The organism is Vreelandella sp. L-25, from assembly GCF_056857535.1.
This window is the reverse complement of record NZ_JBSXNH010000063.1, coordinates 35,749-49,952: the sequence shown is the minus strand read 5'-3', so window position 1 is coordinate 49,952 and position 14,204 is coordinate 35,749. Positions and strand designations below refer to the sequence as shown.

The following is a 14,204-nucleotide window of genomic DNA, read 5'->3' as shown; positions in this document are numbered from 1 at the left end:
ACAATTAACCGCCCAAGGCGGCGATTAACGCTGGCAGCCGGGGCAAAACACACTGGCACGTTGACCCAGGGTAATGCGCTTCAGCTCGCTGCCACAGCGCAGGCAAGGCTGCCCGTGGCGTCCGTAAACATTCAGCCGCTGGGCGAAGTAACCAGGCTCGCCTTGGCCGCTGACAAAATCGCGCAGCGTGGTGCCACCTTGGGTAATGGCCGCCGCCAACACCTCTTTGACGGCCGCCGCTAGCGCGTCGTAGCGCGCTTGGGAAATTCGCCCCGCCGCACGGCGCGGGTCGATGCCTGCCATAAACAGCGCTTCGGCGGCATAAATATTGCCCGCACCCACCACCACACGGTTGTCCATCAAAAAGGGCTTTACTGCCACCCGCTTATTACGCGACAGACGGTAGAGCCACTGGCCGTTGAAGGCATCGCTAAGCGGTTCAGGGCCAAGGTGAGCAAGGCGGGTATCGCGGCTGCCGTCGCCCTGCTGCCAGTCGACAAACCCAAACCGACGCGGGTCATGGTAGCGCAGCACGTAGCCGCTAGCGGTCACCACATCCACATGGTCGTGCTTTTTCGGCAAATCCCCCAGGCGGGCAATACGCAGGCTGCCCGACATGCCTAAGTGCCACAGCAGCGTGGCACTGCCATCAGCGGTGGCTAGCGGAATCTGCAGGTATTTAGCTCGTCGGGCCAACTCGCCCACTCGTGCGCCGATTAAGCGTTCGGCCAAGTCGTCCGGCACTGGTACCCGCAGGCGCGGCTGGCGCACCCGCACTTCGGTAATTTCTTGCCCCTCTATATAGGGGGCGATGCCACGTCGCGTGGTTTCAACTTCAGGCAGTTCGGGCATGATGAAAGCCTATGATGACAGCACAGTGACAGCGATTAACGGCCAAGGCGCTAACGACAGACATGCAAAAACCCGGCTTTAGGCCGGGTTTTTCAACAGGCGCTCGCCTGCGGTGAAAGCCGATCATCGTAATCGCGATTACTTGATCTTGGCTTCCTTGTAGATAACGTGCTTACGGACCACCGGGTCGTATTTCTTGAATTCGAACTTATCCGGGGTGTTCCGCTTGTTCTTATCAGTGGTGTAGAAGTGGCCTGTACCGGCACTAGACACCAGCTTGATCTTATCGCGCATGGTTTAACTCTCCCAAAAGTGCTTAGCAAAAAGCTGGCTTAGATAGCGTCGCCGCGTTTGCGGATATCGGCCAGAACCGTCTCGATACCTTTCTTGTCGATGATGCGCATGCCTTTAGAGGAAACGCGCAGCTTGACGAAGCGGTTTTCAGACTCAACCCAAAAACGATGGGTGTGCAGGTTCGGCAAGAAACGACGACGTGTCTTACGCTGGGAGTGAGAAACGTTATTACCAGTTACCGGACGCTTGCCGGTAACCTGACATACTTTGGACATGAGAGCCTCCAACCGCTTGGCGAGTTGTTCAAAACTGTCGGGCAAACCGGAGCAGGGAGGGAGTCGACGCAGTTAACCGCCTAGCTGTACCCAAATCCGTTATTCAACCCAAGTTCAAAGGTGGCACTTTATACCAGAGCACCTAGCTACCAGCAAGCGAAACCGCCCAAAAAGCCCAAAAAAGCGCTTTTTTGGACAATTTACTTAGAAAAAGGGCAAAGACCGAAGGGTCGAGCACACGTCTTCTGCTGCTGATGCTGCTGAAAATTACCGCTATAGCCAGCCACGCTCGGCAAATGACACCACTTCTCCGTCCCCCACCACAAAATGATCGAGTACCCGCACGTCAAAGAGTGCAAGAGCATCTTTTAAGCGTTCAGTGATACGTCGATCAGCATCGCTGGGCTCAGCCACACCCGATGGGTGATTGTGGGCCAGGATGACAGCACCAGCGTGTAACTCAAGCGCACGCTTGGCAACTTCGCGGGGGTAAACGGATGCGCTGTCTAGGGTACCGCGAAACAGGGATTCATAGCGAATAATTCGATGCTGTGTATCCAAAAAAAGTACGGCGAACTCTTCATGCCCCAAGTGACGCAGCTGTGAGCTCAAATAGTGGCGCACCAACGCAGGCGACGTTAGGGCATTGCCACGAGCCAGTTGGCTGGCCAAATGCCGTCGAGAGAGCTCTAGGGTGGCCTGCAACTGGGCAAATTTAGCACTTCCCAGACCACGGGCGGAGCAGAACTGGGTTTGGTCCGCCTCAAGCAACTGCCTTAACCCCCCAAAGTTCGCCAGCAAATCCCGCGCCAAGTCTACCGCCGAGCGCCCCTGCACGCCTACTCGCAGAAAAATCGCTAACAGCTCGGCATCCGAAAGCGCCTGCGCGCCCATATTCAACAGCTTTTCCCGTGGCCGCTCACCTTCGGGCCAATGATTAATCCCCATCCACGCCTCCCTAATGGTTCTTTTAACGCACTGCCATGACCACCAGCCTCACTATACCTCGCATTATGGCGAATCTGCCGAGCATGCCAAAATAATCAGCCAAATGGTATGGTAAGCCCCTTGTTGATCGTCACACTGGACTGCCCACCATGGCCCCACTTTCGCACTCCCCCTTATCGTCGCTAGCGGGTAAGCGCCTGCTGCTGGGCGTTAGCGCTGGCATCGCGGCCTACAAAAGCGCCCTTATCGTGCGGCTGCTAAAACAGGCTGGCTGCGAGGTTCGTGTAGTGATGACCGAGGGAGCCCAGGCGTTTATAACGCCACTCACGCTTCAGGCACTTTCGGGCGAGCCGGTGCGTACCTCGCTACTCGACCCTGAAGCGGAAGCTGGCATGGGGCATATCGAGCTGGCCCGCTGGGCGGATGCCATCGTCATCGCCCCGGCCACCGCCGACTTGATCGCGCGGCTGGTCCATGGCATGGCGGATGACTTACTGACCACTCTATGCCTTGCTTCTGAAGCACCGCGCCTCATCGCCCCTGCGATGAATCAGGCCATGTGGCGCCACCCAACCACTCAGCGCAATGTGAAACAGCTGGCCACCGATGGCTGGCAGCTGATTGGCCCGGCGGCGGGCGATCAGGCCTGCGGCGACGTCGGCCCAGGGCGCATGAGCGAGCCTGATGAAATTCTGGAGGCCGTGAGCCGCCATTTTGCACCGCCCATTACCCCTTCGGCCAGCGCCCCCCATGTCGTGATTACCGCTGGCCCCACGCGGGAGGCACTAGACCCTGTCCGCTACCTGTCGAATCACAGCTCGGGGAAGATGGGCTATGCCCTGGCGGCCGAGGCGGCCGCGCAAGGCGCACGAGTAACGCTAATCAGCGGCCCGGTGAATTTGCCTACTCCCCAAGGAGTCGAGCGGCTCAACGTCGAAACCGCCGTACAAATGCATACAGCAGCGCTTGAGCTAGCGCCCCAGGCGGCGCTGTTTATCGGCTGCGCAGCGGTGGCCGACTACCGCGCCGCCAACGCGGCCGAGCACAAGCTGAAAAAAACCGACGACCAGGACACCCTAACGCTCACGCTGGTGAAAAATCCCGACATCATTGCCGATGTGGCGGCGCTACCGGACGGCCAGCGCCCCTTTGTCGTGGGCTTTGCCGCCGAGACCCAAGACATCGAGCGTTACGCCCAGGATAAGCTCGCCCGCAAAGGGCTCGATATGATCGTCGCCAACGATGTTTCCCAACAGGGGCTGGGATTTGGCAGCGACGACAACGCGGCGCTCCTGCTATGGCGAACATCCGACGGTAGTGACCGACTCGTTGCACCGCCACAGCCTAAAACGCAGCTGGCCGCGCTGATCGTTCGGCACGCCCTCACCCACCTCTCTTTGACCTCTTCTGGAGCCTAACCATGAGCAGTTCCCGCCCTCGCCTGCAGTGCAATGTGTTGGATGAGCGCCTGCACGACTATCTCCCCACCTATGCCACGACAGGCTCTGCGGGCATGGACTTACGCGCCCTGCTGGATGAGCCGCTCACCCTTGCCCCCGGCGAATGTCAGCTCGTCCGCACCGGCCTTGCCATCTATATTGAAGATCCGGGTTTAGCGGGAATGATTCTGCCGCGCTCTGGCCTAGGCCATAAACACGGCATCGTGCTGGGTAACCTAGTTGGGCTCATCGACTCCGACTACCAGGGCGAGCTAATGATCTCGGTATGGAATCGCGGCCAGGACAGCTTCACGATTGCGCCCTTCGAGCGGCTCGCCCAGTACGTTCTGGTCCCCGTGGTGCAAGCTGAACTCGATATCGTCGATAGCTTTAACGACTCTACTCGCGGCAGCGGCGGTTTCGGCAGCACCGGCCGCCAGTAACCCCGTTCGCCAGCCCACTCCCTTTCAGCGTTTTTCAAGGATCGATGATGACCGTACCCGCTTCGATATTTCGTGCTTACGATATTCGCGGCATCGTGGATGACACGTTAAGCGAAGCCACCACCGAGCTGATTGGCCGCGCCGTCGGCTCTGAAGCCGCCGTTCGTGGCGAGCAGACGGTGATTGTGGCGCGAGATGGCCGCACCTCTGGGCCGCGCCTGCAAGCAGCGCTCATTCGCGGCCTTCAGGCCGCCGGGCGGGACGTTATCGATATCGGCATGGTGCCCACGCCGGTGCTCTACTTCGCCACCCACACGCTGCCGGAGAGCCGTTCAGGGGTGATGCTCACCGGCAGCCACAACCCACCGGACTACAATGGCTTTAAAATCGTCCTGGCGGGCGACACCTTATCGGGCGACGCGATTACTGCGCTCTTTGGGCGTATCCAGGCGGGCAATTTCACCCAGGGCCAGGGCAGCGTGAGCAGCCAAGATCTGCGCGCCAGCTACCTGGAACGCATCTTGAGTGATGTGAAGGTAACACGCCCGCTCAGCGCCGTGGTGGATTGCGGCAACGGTGTGGCCGGAGAGCTTGGCCCGCAGCTTATTCAGCGGCTTGGGGTCACCACCACACCACTGTTTGACGAGATCGATGGCCGCTTCCCCAACCATCACCCCGACCCCGGCAAGCCGGAAAACCTGCAGGATCTGATCCATCACGTCCAGCAGAGCGGTGCCGACATCGGCCTTGCCTTCGACGGCGACGGTGACCGCCTGGGCGTCGTCACGCCCCGTGGGCGTATGATTTACCCTGACCACCTGTTGATGCACTTTGCCACCGATATGCTGTCGCGCAACCCTGGTGCCAAGGTGGTCTTCGATATCAAGTGCACCGGCAACTTGGCCAAGGTGGTTAGCGAGGCTGGGGGTGAACCCGAGATGTGGCGCACCGGCCACTCACTGATCAAAGCGCGTATGAAAGAGACCGACGCGCTGCTGGGCGGCGAAATGAGCGGACATATCTTCTTTAAAGAGCGCTGGTACGGCTTTGATGACGGCCTCTACTCAGCCGCACGGCTGCTGGAGATTCTTGCCCAATTCCCCGGCGACGCGGACACTTTCTTTGACCAATTCCCCCAAGATGTCAGTACGCCAGAAATTAACGTCAGCGTTGCCGATGAAGAAAAATTTGCCATTATCGAGACACTTGCCAGAGAGGGCGACTTCGGCGAAGGTATCAAAACCACGCTGGATGGCATTCGCGTTGATTACACCGACGGCTGGGGATTATGTCGCGCCTCTAATACGACGCCCGCCCTGGTACTGCGTTTCGAGGGAAAAGATAGCGCAGCGCTCGCTCGAATCCGCGAGCGCTTTGAAAAAGCGCTACATGGCATCGCGCCTACACTGACCATACCGGCCACCACAACGACATGATCGCGCCCTTAGAACGCGCGACGTGTTAAAAAATGCTGTCATCCAGGCGCGTAAGCGCCTAGCAACGCAACAGACATTAAAAAGAGCAAAGGGACAACGTCATGAGTTCAGCTAGCCGCGACCCCCAGGTCGTTGTGGAGGTGCTGTCAGAAGCGCTTCCCTATATTCAGCAATTTTCCGGTAAAACTGTCGTCGTGAAATATGGCGGCAATGCCATGACCGAAGACACGCTGATCGACTCATTTGCTCGCAACATCGTGCTGATGAAGGAAGTTGGCATTAATCCGGTGGTGGTTCACGGCGGCGGCCCGCAAATTGGCAGCCTGCTGGAGAAGCTCAATATCGAATCCCGCTTCGTGAATGGCATGCGAGTCACTGACTCGCAAACCATGGATGTCGTGGAGATGGTACTGGGCGGCTTGGTGAACAAGAGCATCGTCAACCTGATCAATCAAAGCGGCGGCAAGGCGATTGGCCTGACTGGCAAAGATGGCGCCCAGATTCGCGCCCGGCAGCTGAAGGTGGAGCACCAGAGCCCGGAGATGACCGCGCCGGAAATCATCGATATCGGCCATGTCGGCGAAGTGGAATCGATCTCCACTGACCTGATCGAGATGCTGGCCGCCCGGGACTTTATTCCGGTCATCGCTCCCATCGGCGTGGATGACAAAGGTAACAGCTACAACATCAATGCCGATCTGGTAGCAGGCAAGCTGGCCGAAGCGCTGAACGCCGAGAAGCTGATGCTGCTGACCAACGTGGCGGGCTTGATGAACAGCGAAGGTAAGGTATTGACCGGGCTCACGACCGTTCAGGTAGACGGCTTGATTGCCGACGGCACCATCTATGGCGGGATGCTCCCCAAGATCCGCTGTGCACTGGACGCGGTGAAAGGTGGTGTGAACAGCGCCCACATCATCGATGGTCGCGTGCCCCATGCCGTACTGCTGGAAATCTTTACCAACGCCGGGGTAGGCACCCTGATCACTGACGCAGGCTAATCGCGACGGAGGGCAAGAGTCATGAGTGACGATCGCAAACCTCGCCGCCGCGAGCAAATTCTGCAGGCGTTAGCCATCATGCTGGAAGAGGACAGCGGCAAGCGGATCACCACGGCCGCACTGGCGCGCCAAGTGGGCGTTTCCGAAGCGGCGCTGTATCGCCACTTCCCCAGCAAGGCGCGCATGTTTGAGGGACTGATCGACTTCATCGAAGAGAGCATTTTCGCACGCATTACCCGCATTCTGGATGACATCCCCGACGCCACGACCCGCTGCGGGACAATTCTCTCGCTCCTGCTCGGATTTGCCGAGAAGAACCCCGGGCTTGCCAGGGTGCTAGGGGGCGATGTGCTCACCGGTGAAACCGCACGGCTGCGCCAGCGGGTACACCAGCTCTTCGAGCGCCTGGAAACCCAACTCAAGCAGGTGCTGCGGGAAGCCGAGCTGCGCGAAGGGTGGCGCACCAGCATCACCGCCTCAGCAGCGGCCAACCTGCTCATCGCCCAGGCCGAAGGGCGTATTTCGCAATACGTCCGCAGCGACTTCAAGCGGCTGCCTACCGAGTATTGGGAGGATCAGTGGACGCTACTCTCGGGCCAGCTATTTAGAAACGCTTCCCAACCCGCATAATGAGGCGCGTGCTCTCAGCACATGCACAAAGCAAATGAAAACGCCCCGCCGTAACGATACCGGCGGGGCGTTTTCCTGCGTGAGGCGTGAGTGTTACGCAGCGATGGCCGCGTCGCCCATTTTTTGGCGCAGCTTCTTCATGGCGTTCTTCTCAAGCTGGCGGATACGCTCGGCACTAACGCCGTATACATCGGCCAAGTCGTGCAGCGTGGCTTTATCATCGGTGAGCCAACGACGCTGCAGAATGTCCCGGGAGCGCTCATCCAGCTCTTTCAGCGCCAGCTGCAAGCGGCGAGTGGAGTCCTCTTCAAAGTCGCTATCCTCTAGCTGGGCCGCCGGATCGGCGGAGGCATCGTCAAGGAAGTAGGCAGGCGCTTGGTAAGCACTCTCCTCATCGTCGCTGGGCGAGGCATCATAACCTGCATCAAACGCCGAGAGGCGACCTTCCATATCGCGCACGACTTCGGGCTTCACATCAAGGTCTTTAGCGATGGCATCGACTTCATCGTTGTTCAGCCATGCCAAACGCTTTTTCGCGCTACGCAGGTTGAAGAACAGCTTGCGCTGAGCTTTGGTGGTAGCGATTTTAACGATGCGCCAGTTACGCAGCACAAACTCGTGAATCTCTGCCTTGATCCAATGCACGGCAAACGATACCAAGCGTACCCCTTGATTGGGATCGAAGCGCTTGACGGCTTTCATCAAACCGACGTTGCCTTCCTGAATCAAGTCCGCTTGCGGCAGACCGTAACCGGAGTAGCTGCGAGCAATATGCACCACGAAACGAAGGTGCGATAGCACCAGTCGACGTGCCGCCTCAAGATCGCCCTCATCGTAAAGGCGGAACGCCAGCTCGCGCTCCTCTTCGACGCTCAGCACCGCGATGCCATTCACCGCTTGAATGTAGCCACCCAGGTCATTGCCTGGTGAAAACTGTCCCACCGGTAGAAGACTAGTGCTCATATGCAGATGGCCTCCCTTAAAACCTATCGTGGTTGACGTGCTGGCGTCGCGTGAATGTGCGCAGCCAAACGTCTTGCGTTAACCTTAAGACCTTAGGCGAACCCAGAGGTTCAAACGATCGACGCACAGTTGGCATCGATCACGCCACGGGGGTAGAAATTCCCGTGACTGCCCGCATGGACAATATCGCGAAGTCTATGTACTGCCTATAACGTGAAGATGACAACGCGACAGACGCATGCTCAGCGCGGGCGTATGCTGGAAAGATGGCGCGTGACGGCAAGCCAAGCGCCCAGCCAGCCAAGTAGTATACTGCAGGATAGCAGAATTGTAGAGCCTGTCACATCTAGCTGCGGCAAGGTGAAGCTGGCACCGTAGCTGGCCGCCAGCGCCGCTACCGGCAGTGAGAGCCAGTGATTACCCAAGGCCAATAGACCCAGCGCCAAAAGCCCGCCGCCAGCGCCATACCAGGCTCCACTGTACAAGAACGGGCGACGTACGAAGGCGTGCGTTGCGCCGATCAGCATGACCACTTCGATTTCACGGCGTCGACTCTCCACCGCCAAGCGAATGGTATTACCGACGACCAGCAGTACACCGAAACCAAACAGCACCCCCAGCGCCAGCGCCACGCGGCGTCCCAACGCCGCCAGATGGCGCAGCCGCTCGACCCAGGCCAAATCGACGCGTACTTCATCGATGCCAGTTACCCCCTCGAGCCGCTCGGCCAGTTCAGCCATCGCAGCGGGCTCTACATCTTGAGGGGAAATGACGATACTCGTGGGGAGCGGATTATCGTCAAGCCCTGCCAGGGTATCGTCGATGCCCAACGACTGCTGGAAATCCGCCATGCCCTGCTCTGGGCTGATCATACGCGTCTGCGCCACGCCGCCGTCAGCACTCACCGCCTCTTCGATCCGAGCCGCCTGCGCTGCATCAATCCCCATATCGAGATAAACGGTGAGCGACGCGCTTTCATCCAGCTCGGCATCCAGCAGCTTGGCGCTGTCCAACGTCAGCCATAGAGCAGCGGGAAGTACCAAGGCAATGGCAATGGCCAGCATGGTCAGCAGGTTTCCCAACGGGTAGCGCACCAGTCGAAAAAGGCTATCCAGCGCCATGGCCCGGTGGTGACGCCCCCAGGCACGCAGGCGACTGCTAAAACGTGTTTGCTGAGCGCGCGCCCCACTGCGAGGGGCTGTTTCCGAGGCAGGTGCGGCGGGCTTGGGTGTTTGGCGCTTACCCCGAGGGGCGGCGCCGCTTTGGCGAGCATTGGCTGAGCGCTTCATGCAGCCCCCTCATCGGCGACTAAACGACCGTCCTGCAGACGCAGAATCCGATGACGCAAGCGCGCAATCAGCGCCAAATCGTGGCTAGCGATCATGACCGTAGTGCCGATGCGGTTGAAGTCCTCGAACAGCCCCATGATATCGGCAGAGAGCTGTGGGTCTAGGTTACCGGTGGGCTCATCGGCAAGCAGCAGCGCGGGCTTATTAACCACGGCGCGGGCGATGCCCACCCGCTGCTGCTCACCGCCGGAAAGCTCGATGGGCAGGGCTTTTTCGCGGTGCAACAGGCCGACTTTATCCAGTGCTGCCCGCACCCGCCTCGCCGCCTCTCGGGGCTCTACACCCTGAATTTCTAGCGGCAGCGAAACGTTATGGAACACGCTGCGATCAAATAGCAGCTGGTGGTCCTGAAATACTACGCCAATCTGGCGACGATAAAACGGCACCTGGCTGGCGTGGAGCTGAGCAATGTCATGCCCGGCTACCACTACTCGCCCACGGCTGGGCTTTTCTAGGCGCATAATCAGCCGCAGTAGCGAGCTTTTTCCCGCCCCAGAGTGGCCAGTCAGAAACACCATTTCGCCTCTCGCCACGCGAAAGTTCAGGTGCGCCAGCGCGTCAAAGCGCCCTCCATAGCGCTTCCCCACATGCTCAAAAGCAATCATGCGCGACCATCATCCCCTTGGCGGTCAAACAGCGCGTTGACGAAGTCGTTAGCGTTGAAGGGGCGCAAGTCGTCCAGGCCCTCACCCACCCCGATAAAGCGAATCGGCGTTTCTAGCTGTTTCGCCAGGGCAAAGATAATCCCGCCTTTGGCGGTGCCATCCAGCTTGGTTAAAGTAATGCCGCTAATCGGCACCGCCTCATTAAAAGTGGTGGCCTGGGAAATTGCGTTCTGCCCCGTGCCTGCATCCAGCACGAGCATGACCTCATGGGGCGCCGTGTCATCGAGCTTCTGCATCACACGGTGCACCTTTTTCAGCTCTTCCATCAGGTGGCTCTTGTTGTGCAGCCGCCCGGCGGTATCGGCGATCAGCACATCTACGCCGCGAGACTTGGCGGCCGCCACTGCGTCGTAAATCACCGAGGCGCTGTCAGCCCCGGTGTGCTGAGCAATCACCGGTACACTGTTGCGTTCGCCCCACACTTTAAGCTGTTCCACCGCCGCCGCACGGAAGGTATCCCCGGCTGCCAGCATGACGCTCTTGCCTTCGCGCTGGAAACGCTGGGTGAGCTTGCCGATGGTGGTGGTTTTACCCACGCCGTTGACCCCCACCACCAGAATAACGAAGGGGCCGTCGCTCTCTTTCTCGAAGCTGAGCGGCGCAGACACGGGTGCCAGCAGCGCGGCCAGCTCCTCCTGTAGGCCGCGATAGAGCGCTTCGGGATTATTCAGCTCTTTGCGGGAAACCCGTGCCTCAAGGCGCTCGATGATTTCGCTCGTCGCTTCGATGCCCACATCGGCCATGAGCAGCTGAGTTTCCAGATCCTCCAGCAGCTCGTCATCGATATGCTTTTTGCCAAGGAACAGGTCGGCCAAGCCGTCAGTAAGATTAGCGCGGGTTTTCCCCAGGCCAGATTTGATGCGCGCAAACCAGCCTTTCTTCTCGCCTTTTTCGGATACCGGCTTCTCTTGAAGCGCAGGCTTCGCGGCTGGCTCTGGCTCTGGCTCTGGCTCTGGCTCTGGCTCTGGCTCTGGCTCTGGCTCTGGCTCTGGCTCTGGCTCTGGCACAGTGTCCATGATTGGCGCGGGGGTGACTTCCTCGTCAACGCCCGTTGGCTGAACGTCCTCTTTGCTCACCGGCTCAGGCGACTGCTCCTGAGCGAGCACCTCAGTGGGTTCGTTTTCGCGCTCCGGCGCGGGCTTGGGCGGCTCTTCTGCCAGCGATTCGGAAGGTGCTGATACATCAGCAGCAGGCTCCTTATCAGGCGCGCCTTCGGGCTCGTCTAGCAGCGCTGGCTGCTCTTGGGCGTCTTGAGGCTCCTGCTGGGAGTCGTGCTTTTTCTTACGTTTGAAAAAACCGAACATAGGTGTCATCCGACTAAATAGGTGAACATTGCGATTATCCTACCACCGCAGACCAAGACTTTGGATAAGTAGCCCGCTACAATCCGCGTTATGAAACGACAACGCTCCTCTCGCTCATCATCTCGCATGTCGACTCCCCGCCGCGGAACTGCCAAACCGCCGGGGAAACTGCGCATTATCGGCGGCGATTTTCGCCGCCGCATGCTGCCTGTGCTCGACCATCCGGGCCTGCGCCCTACGCCGGATCGCGTACGTGAAACGCTGTTTAACTGGCTGGGCCAAGCGCTGCATGGCAAGCAGGTGCTGGACCTATTTGCCGGTACCGGCGCGCTTGGCATCGAGTCGCTCTCTCGGGGGGCTGCGCAGGTCACCTTTGTCGAGCGCGATACACACGTTGCCGCGCTGATTCGCGACAATCTTGCCACCCTCGGTGCAACGCAGGGGCAGGTAGTGACTGCTGATGCCCAGGCGTTTCTTGAAAAGCCTAGCCAACCTGCTGATCTGGTGTTTCTCGACCCGCCGTTCTACCAAGGGTTAGCCGCGTCTTGCTGTGCCGCGCTGGAAGCGGGCGGATGGCTGGCAAGCGATGCGATGATCTACCTGGAAACCGAACAGAGCCTAACGCCAGCGGTACCGGCTAACTGGCATTTACACCGTGAAACTCAGGCAGGTGAGAGTATTGCCAGGCTCTATCAACGCGTGCCCTCGTAAAGCGCTTGCCGCCAACTGACAGCAGCGTTACGCTCGCTCGATTGAGTCACACATTGATGGCCCATTTTATTTCATGACGATAGGCAACCGCCTGTCGTCCGTTACTGGAGGTAGGCATGAGCCTTGAGCTTTTTAATCAGTTAGAACAGAAAATCACCGACACTGTTGAGGCGTTGGAGATGATGAAGCTGGAAAACGAAGAGCTGCGTAACGAAAATGCGCAGTTAAAACAAGAGCGCGAAGAGTGGGAGCGCCGTTTGCAGGGTGTGCTCAGCAAGTTCGACGGTATGGATGACAGCAGCGCGTCTTAAGCCAACGGCCGCGACATTAATAGTGCATCCTCACGCCCGGTCGTGCCCTTTACGGCCGGGTAGTAGCCCTTTCGACAACCATCTTCGCCAAACCCCGCCTGCTGATACAGCGCAATCGCCCGCTGATTTCCAGCACGCACTTCCAACAGCAGCCGCTCAGCTTGCCACTGCTTCGCCACCGCGACCACTTTGTTAAGCAGCCGCTGGCCTATGCCTTGCCCTTGGCAATCGGGTAGTACACCAATCGCCTGTAGCTCAGCGTCAAACGGCAACTTCGCCACCAACGCATAACCCATTAGCACGTCGTCCTGCCAATAGCCCACTACCCAGGCCTGCTCATCAGCCAGCGCTTCATCTAACTGCTGGGGGCTTGCCCCGCTGTGCGCGGCGGCTTCTAAGGTATGTAGCGGCACTCGATGCGCAGCGTTTAACCGGCAGATCACTCGGCACTCCACTGCTGCCCTAAGGCCACCAAACGCGGCCATAGCGCGCGTTTAGCACTGGCCTGCTGAGTGAGCACGGCCAGCGACGGGCCTTGCCACACAGGAAGTGCGAGCGTTTGGCTCTGCCCGTCGGTAAGCGCCATGACTCGAGCAAGGTCAGTAGCCGTCTCCTCTGCGCCCCACCAGAGCACTTGCTCTAACTGCCAGCCTTGTCGGCTCGCGGCCCCAGCAACAAACGCTGCCACACCCTCCTGAGCTTCCTCAAGCGGCTCTTCCGGCGCAAAGGCTGTGGCCATGGGCGGCCATTTGAAGTGGGTCACTGTTGGCAGTTCGCCGCGTAACACACCAGCCGCCCGCAGCATATTGGCAAGCAACTGCTGTTCAACCGGAGACATTTCCCCTTCACATACGCTAAGCCAGCGTCCTCCCACACAAGCACAGGAGAGACTAAAGCTCAGCGGCTTGGCGGGTTGCGCAGGCGGCACTCTGGGTTCTGGTACCGGGCTCGCCTCCGGGGTGGGTGCCGCGGCAGGCGAATGACCTAAGAGCGCCTTGACCGCCGAGGGCGATGCCACTGGGGAAGTGTTGCCTTGCTCGGCAGCGGCAGGCTGGCTACGTGTTCGCGGTGCTGGTGCATCATCCAGCAGCGCATGCAACCGCTCCCGTGGTGGTGTTTTGGTCGGTGTTTCTTCCCACTCGCAGGCTTCCGTCGGGCGGGCGTTGGGCAGCTGGTAGCGGCATGCCCAAGCGGTAATACCCATAGCATCCAGGTAGTGCCGACGAACAACCTCCGGGGTCACTGGCCGCCGCCACGGCAGTTGGGGGAGTTCGGGCGCTCGCTGCCCCGTGCCTGCCACTCTTTGGGTGTGTAGAGGTGCAGCGCCAGGGCGTGCACCGGGCCAGAGAGCTCATCCGCCAACAGGGCATAAATTTGTTGGTGGCGCTTGACCGGCATCATGCCATCGAAGCTATCGCTTACCAGCGTCACTTTAAAGTGAGTTTCAGAGTTGGCCGGCACGTTATGCATATGGCTTTCGTTTTCGACCTGCAGCACGTCAGGGGTTAAGGCCGCCAACTTCTGCTCAATTTGTGTCTGTATCGCCATGGGACTCTCCTTCAGTCAGCAACTGGCTTATTGTA

18 protein-coding genes are annotated in these 14,204 nt (G+C 59.3%); 7 read left to right on the top strand and 11 right to left on the bottom strand.

Features of this window, described 5'->3' with window-relative positions:
- Positions 1–24 precede the first annotated feature (24 nt).
- From mutM to radC, 4 genes are all read right to left on the bottom strand, one after another.
- Complete coding sequence (gene mutM / locus AC13CN_RS08465) at positions 25–852, bottom strand: bifunctional DNA-formamidopyrimidine glycosylase/DNA-(apurinic or apyrimidinic site) lyase (RefSeq protein WP_054640805.1); 828 nt, start codon at positions 850–852, stop codon at positions 25–27.
- 138 nt (positions 853–990) lie between these two features.
- Positions 991–1,146 carry a 50S ribosomal protein L33 gene (gene rpmG / locus AC13CN_RS08460; protein WP_009098622.1) on the bottom strand — a complete coding sequence of 52 codons (156 nt, stop codon included), beginning with the start codon at positions 1,144–1,146 and terminating at the stop codon, positions 991–993.
- 38 nt (positions 1,147–1,184) lie between these two features.
- Positions 1,185–1,421, bottom strand: a complete 237-nt coding sequence (gene rpmB, locus AC13CN_RS08455; protein ID WP_038481085.1) for a 50S ribosomal protein L28 — start codon at positions 1,419–1,421, stop codon at positions 1,185–1,187.
- Positions 1,422–1,694: 273 nt separating this feature from the next.
- Positions 1,695–2,369, bottom strand: coding sequence for a RadC family protein (gene radC / locus AC13CN_RS08450; protein ID WP_044629736.1), 675 nt, complete (start codon positions 2,367–2,369; stop codon positions 1,695–1,697).
- Positions 2,370–2,518: 149 nt separating this feature from the next.
- Between radC and coaBC the strand changes: the two genes are divergently transcribed.
- The 5 genes from coaBC (at position 2,519) to slmA (ending at position 7,318) form a co-directional block, all read left to right on the top strand.
- A complete protein-coding gene (gene coaBC / locus AC13CN_RS08445; RefSeq protein ID WP_074211061.1) occupies positions 2,519–3,787 on the top strand; it encodes a bifunctional phosphopantothenoylcysteine decarboxylase/phosphopantothenate--cysteine ligase CoaBC in 1,269 nt (422 codons plus the stop codon).
- A gap of 2 nt (positions 3,788–3,789) precedes the next feature.
- A complete protein-coding gene (dut, locus tag AC13CN_RS08440; RefSeq protein WP_044629738.1) occupies positions 3,790–4,251 on the top strand; it encodes a dUTP diphosphatase in 462 nt (153 codons plus the stop codon).
- A 47-nt stretch (positions 4,252–4,298) separates the two neighbouring features.
- Positions 4,299–5,687, top strand: a complete 1,389-nt coding sequence (locus AC13CN_RS08435) for a phosphomannomutase/phosphoglucomutase (RefSeq protein ID WP_089674658.1) — start codon at positions 4,299–4,301, stop codon at positions 5,685–5,687.
- A gap of 101 nt (positions 5,688–5,788) precedes the next feature.
- On the top strand, positions 5,789–6,688 hold the full coding sequence (gene argB, locus AC13CN_RS08430) for an acetylglutamate kinase (RefSeq protein WP_054644931.1): 900 nt from the start codon (positions 5,789–5,791) through the stop codon (positions 6,686–6,688).
- Positions 6,689–6,709: 21 nt separating this feature from the next.
- Entirely contained in the window at positions 6,710–7,318 is a 609-nt protein-coding gene (gene slmA, locus AC13CN_RS08425; RefSeq protein WP_054644930.1) for a nucleoid occlusion factor SlmA, read from the top strand.
- A 93-nt stretch (positions 7,319–7,411) separates the two neighbouring features.
- On the opposite strand, the gene rpoH is transcribed toward slmA, so the two are convergent.
- The 4 genes from rpoH to ftsY all read right to left on the bottom strand — a co-directional run bounded on the left by rpoH (position 7,412) and on the right by ftsY (position 11,599).
- Positions 7,412–8,281, bottom strand: a complete 870-nt coding sequence (gene rpoH / locus AC13CN_RS08420; protein ID WP_062374879.1) for an RNA polymerase sigma factor RpoH — start codon at positions 8,279–8,281, stop codon at positions 7,412–7,414.
- A 242-nt stretch (positions 8,282–8,523) separates the two neighbouring features.
- On the bottom strand, positions 8,524–9,570 hold the full coding sequence (gene ftsX, locus AC13CN_RS08415; protein ID WP_062374880.1) for a permease-like cell division protein FtsX: 1,047 nt from the start codon (positions 9,568–9,570) through the stop codon (positions 8,524–8,526).
- Positions 9,567–10,235: a cell division ATP-binding protein FtsE gene (gene ftsE / locus AC13CN_RS08410; protein WP_058579699.1), complete on the bottom strand. Its 669-nt coding sequence runs from the start codon at positions 10,233–10,235 to the stop codon at positions 9,567–9,569. The genes ftsX and ftsE overlap by 4 nt, the downstream gene beginning before the upstream one ends.
- Positions 10,232–11,599 (bottom strand): signal recognition particle-docking protein FtsY, encoded by a 1,368-nt coding sequence (ftsY, locus tag AC13CN_RS08405; protein ID WP_289094543.1) that lies wholly within the window; start codon positions 11,597–11,599, stop codon positions 10,232–10,234. Before ftsY ends, ftsE begins: the two co-directional genes overlap by 4 nt.
- 126 nt (positions 11,600–11,725) lie before the next feature.
- On the opposite strand from ftsY, the gene rsmD reads away from it, so the two are divergent.
- Both rsmD and AC13CN_RS08395 read left to right on the top strand, forming a co-directional pair.
- On the top strand, positions 11,726–12,310 hold the full coding sequence (gene rsmD / locus AC13CN_RS08400; RefSeq protein WP_253027644.1) for a 16S rRNA (guanine(966)-N(2))-methyltransferase RsmD: 585 nt from the start codon (positions 11,726–11,728) through the stop codon (positions 12,308–12,310).
- A 116-nt stretch (positions 12,311–12,426) separates the two neighbouring features.
- A complete protein-coding gene (locus AC13CN_RS08395; protein WP_074211065.1) occupies positions 12,427–12,621 on the top strand; it encodes a cell division protein ZapB in 195 nt (64 codons plus the stop codon).
- On the opposite strand, the gene rimI is transcribed toward AC13CN_RS08395, so the two are convergent.
- The 3 genes from rimI to AC13CN_RS08380 are packed head-to-tail and all read right to left on the bottom strand — an operon-like array spanning position 12,618 to position 14,169.
- On the bottom strand, positions 12,618–13,064 hold the full coding sequence (gene rimI / locus AC13CN_RS08390; RefSeq protein WP_483053119.1) for a ribosomal protein S18-alanine N-acetyltransferase: 447 nt from the start codon (positions 13,062–13,064) through the stop codon (positions 12,618–12,620). The two genes, AC13CN_RS08395 and rimI, sit on opposite strands and share 4 nt — an antisense overlap.
- On the bottom strand, positions 13,061–13,864 hold the full coding sequence (locus AC13CN_RS08385; protein WP_062374886.1) for a hypothetical protein: 804 nt from the start codon (positions 13,862–13,864) through the stop codon (positions 13,061–13,063). Before AC13CN_RS08385 ends, rimI begins: the two co-directional genes overlap by 4 nt.
- A complete protein-coding gene (locus AC13CN_RS08380) occupies positions 13,861–14,169 on the bottom strand; it encodes a BolA family protein (RefSeq protein ID WP_054640807.1) in 309 nt (102 codons plus the stop codon). The genes AC13CN_RS08385 and AC13CN_RS08380 overlap by 4 nt, the downstream gene beginning before the upstream one ends.
- Between the last annotated feature and the right edge of the window lie 35 nt (positions 14,170–14,204).

Excerpts from the sequence above, each read along its gene's own strand:
- mutM (WP_054640805.1), bottom strand. The coding sequence starts at position 852 with ATGCCCGAACTGCCTGAAGTTGAAACCACGCGACGTGGCATCGCCCCC.
- rpmG (WP_009098622.1), bottom strand. The coding sequence starts at position 1,146 with ATGCGCGATAAGATCAAGCTGGTGTCTAGTGCCGGTACAGGCCACTTC.
- rpmB (WP_038481085.1), bottom strand. The coding sequence starts at position 1,421 with ATGTCCAAAGTATGTCAGGTTACCGGCAAGCGTCCGGTAACTGGTAAT.
- radC (WP_044629736.1), bottom strand. The coding sequence starts at position 2,369 with ATGGGGATTAATCATTGGCCCGAAGGTGAGCGGCCACGGGAAAAGCTG.
- coaBC (WP_074211061.1), top strand. The coding sequence starts at position 2,519 with ATGGCCCCACTTTCGCACTCCCCCTTATCGTCGCTAGCGGGTAAGCGC.
- dut (WP_044629738.1), top strand. The coding sequence starts at position 3,790 with ATGAGCAGTTCCCGCCCTCGCCTGCAGTGCAATGTGTTGGATGAGCGC.
- AC13CN_RS08435 (WP_089674658.1), top strand. The coding sequence starts at position 4,299 with ATGACCGTACCCGCTTCGATATTTCGTGCTTACGATATTCGCGGCATC.
- argB (WP_054644931.1), top strand. The coding sequence starts at position 5,789 with ATGAGTTCAGCTAGCCGCGACCCCCAGGTCGTTGTGGAGGTGCTGTCA.
- slmA (WP_054644930.1), top strand. The coding sequence starts at position 6,710 with ATGAGTGACGATCGCAAACCTCGCCGCCGCGAGCAAATTCTGCAGGCG.
- rpoH (WP_062374879.1), bottom strand. The coding sequence starts at position 8,281 with ATGAGCACTAGTCTTCTACCGGTGGGACAGTTTTCACCAGGCAATGAC.
- ftsX (WP_062374880.1), bottom strand. The coding sequence starts at position 9,570 with ATGAAGCGCTCAGCCAATGCTCGCCAAAGCGGCGCCGCCCCTCGGGGT.
- ftsE (WP_058579699.1), bottom strand. The coding sequence starts at position 10,235 with ATGATTGCTTTTGAGCATGTGGGGAAGCGCTATGGAGGGCGCTTTGAC.
- ftsY (WP_289094543.1), bottom strand. The coding sequence starts at position 11,599 with ATGTTCGGTTTTTTCAAACGTAAGAAAAAGCACGACTCCCAGCAGGAG.
- rsmD (WP_253027644.1), top strand. The coding sequence starts at position 11,726 with ATGTCGACTCCCCGCCGCGGAACTGCCAAACCGCCGGGGAAACTGCGC.
- AC13CN_RS08395 (WP_074211065.1), top strand. The coding sequence starts at position 12,427 with ATGAGCCTTGAGCTTTTTAATCAGTTAGAACAGAAAATCACCGACACT.
- AC13CN_RS08380 (WP_054640807.1), bottom strand. The coding sequence starts at position 14,169 with ATGGCGATACAGACACAAATTGAGCAGAAGTTGGCGGCCTTAACCCCT.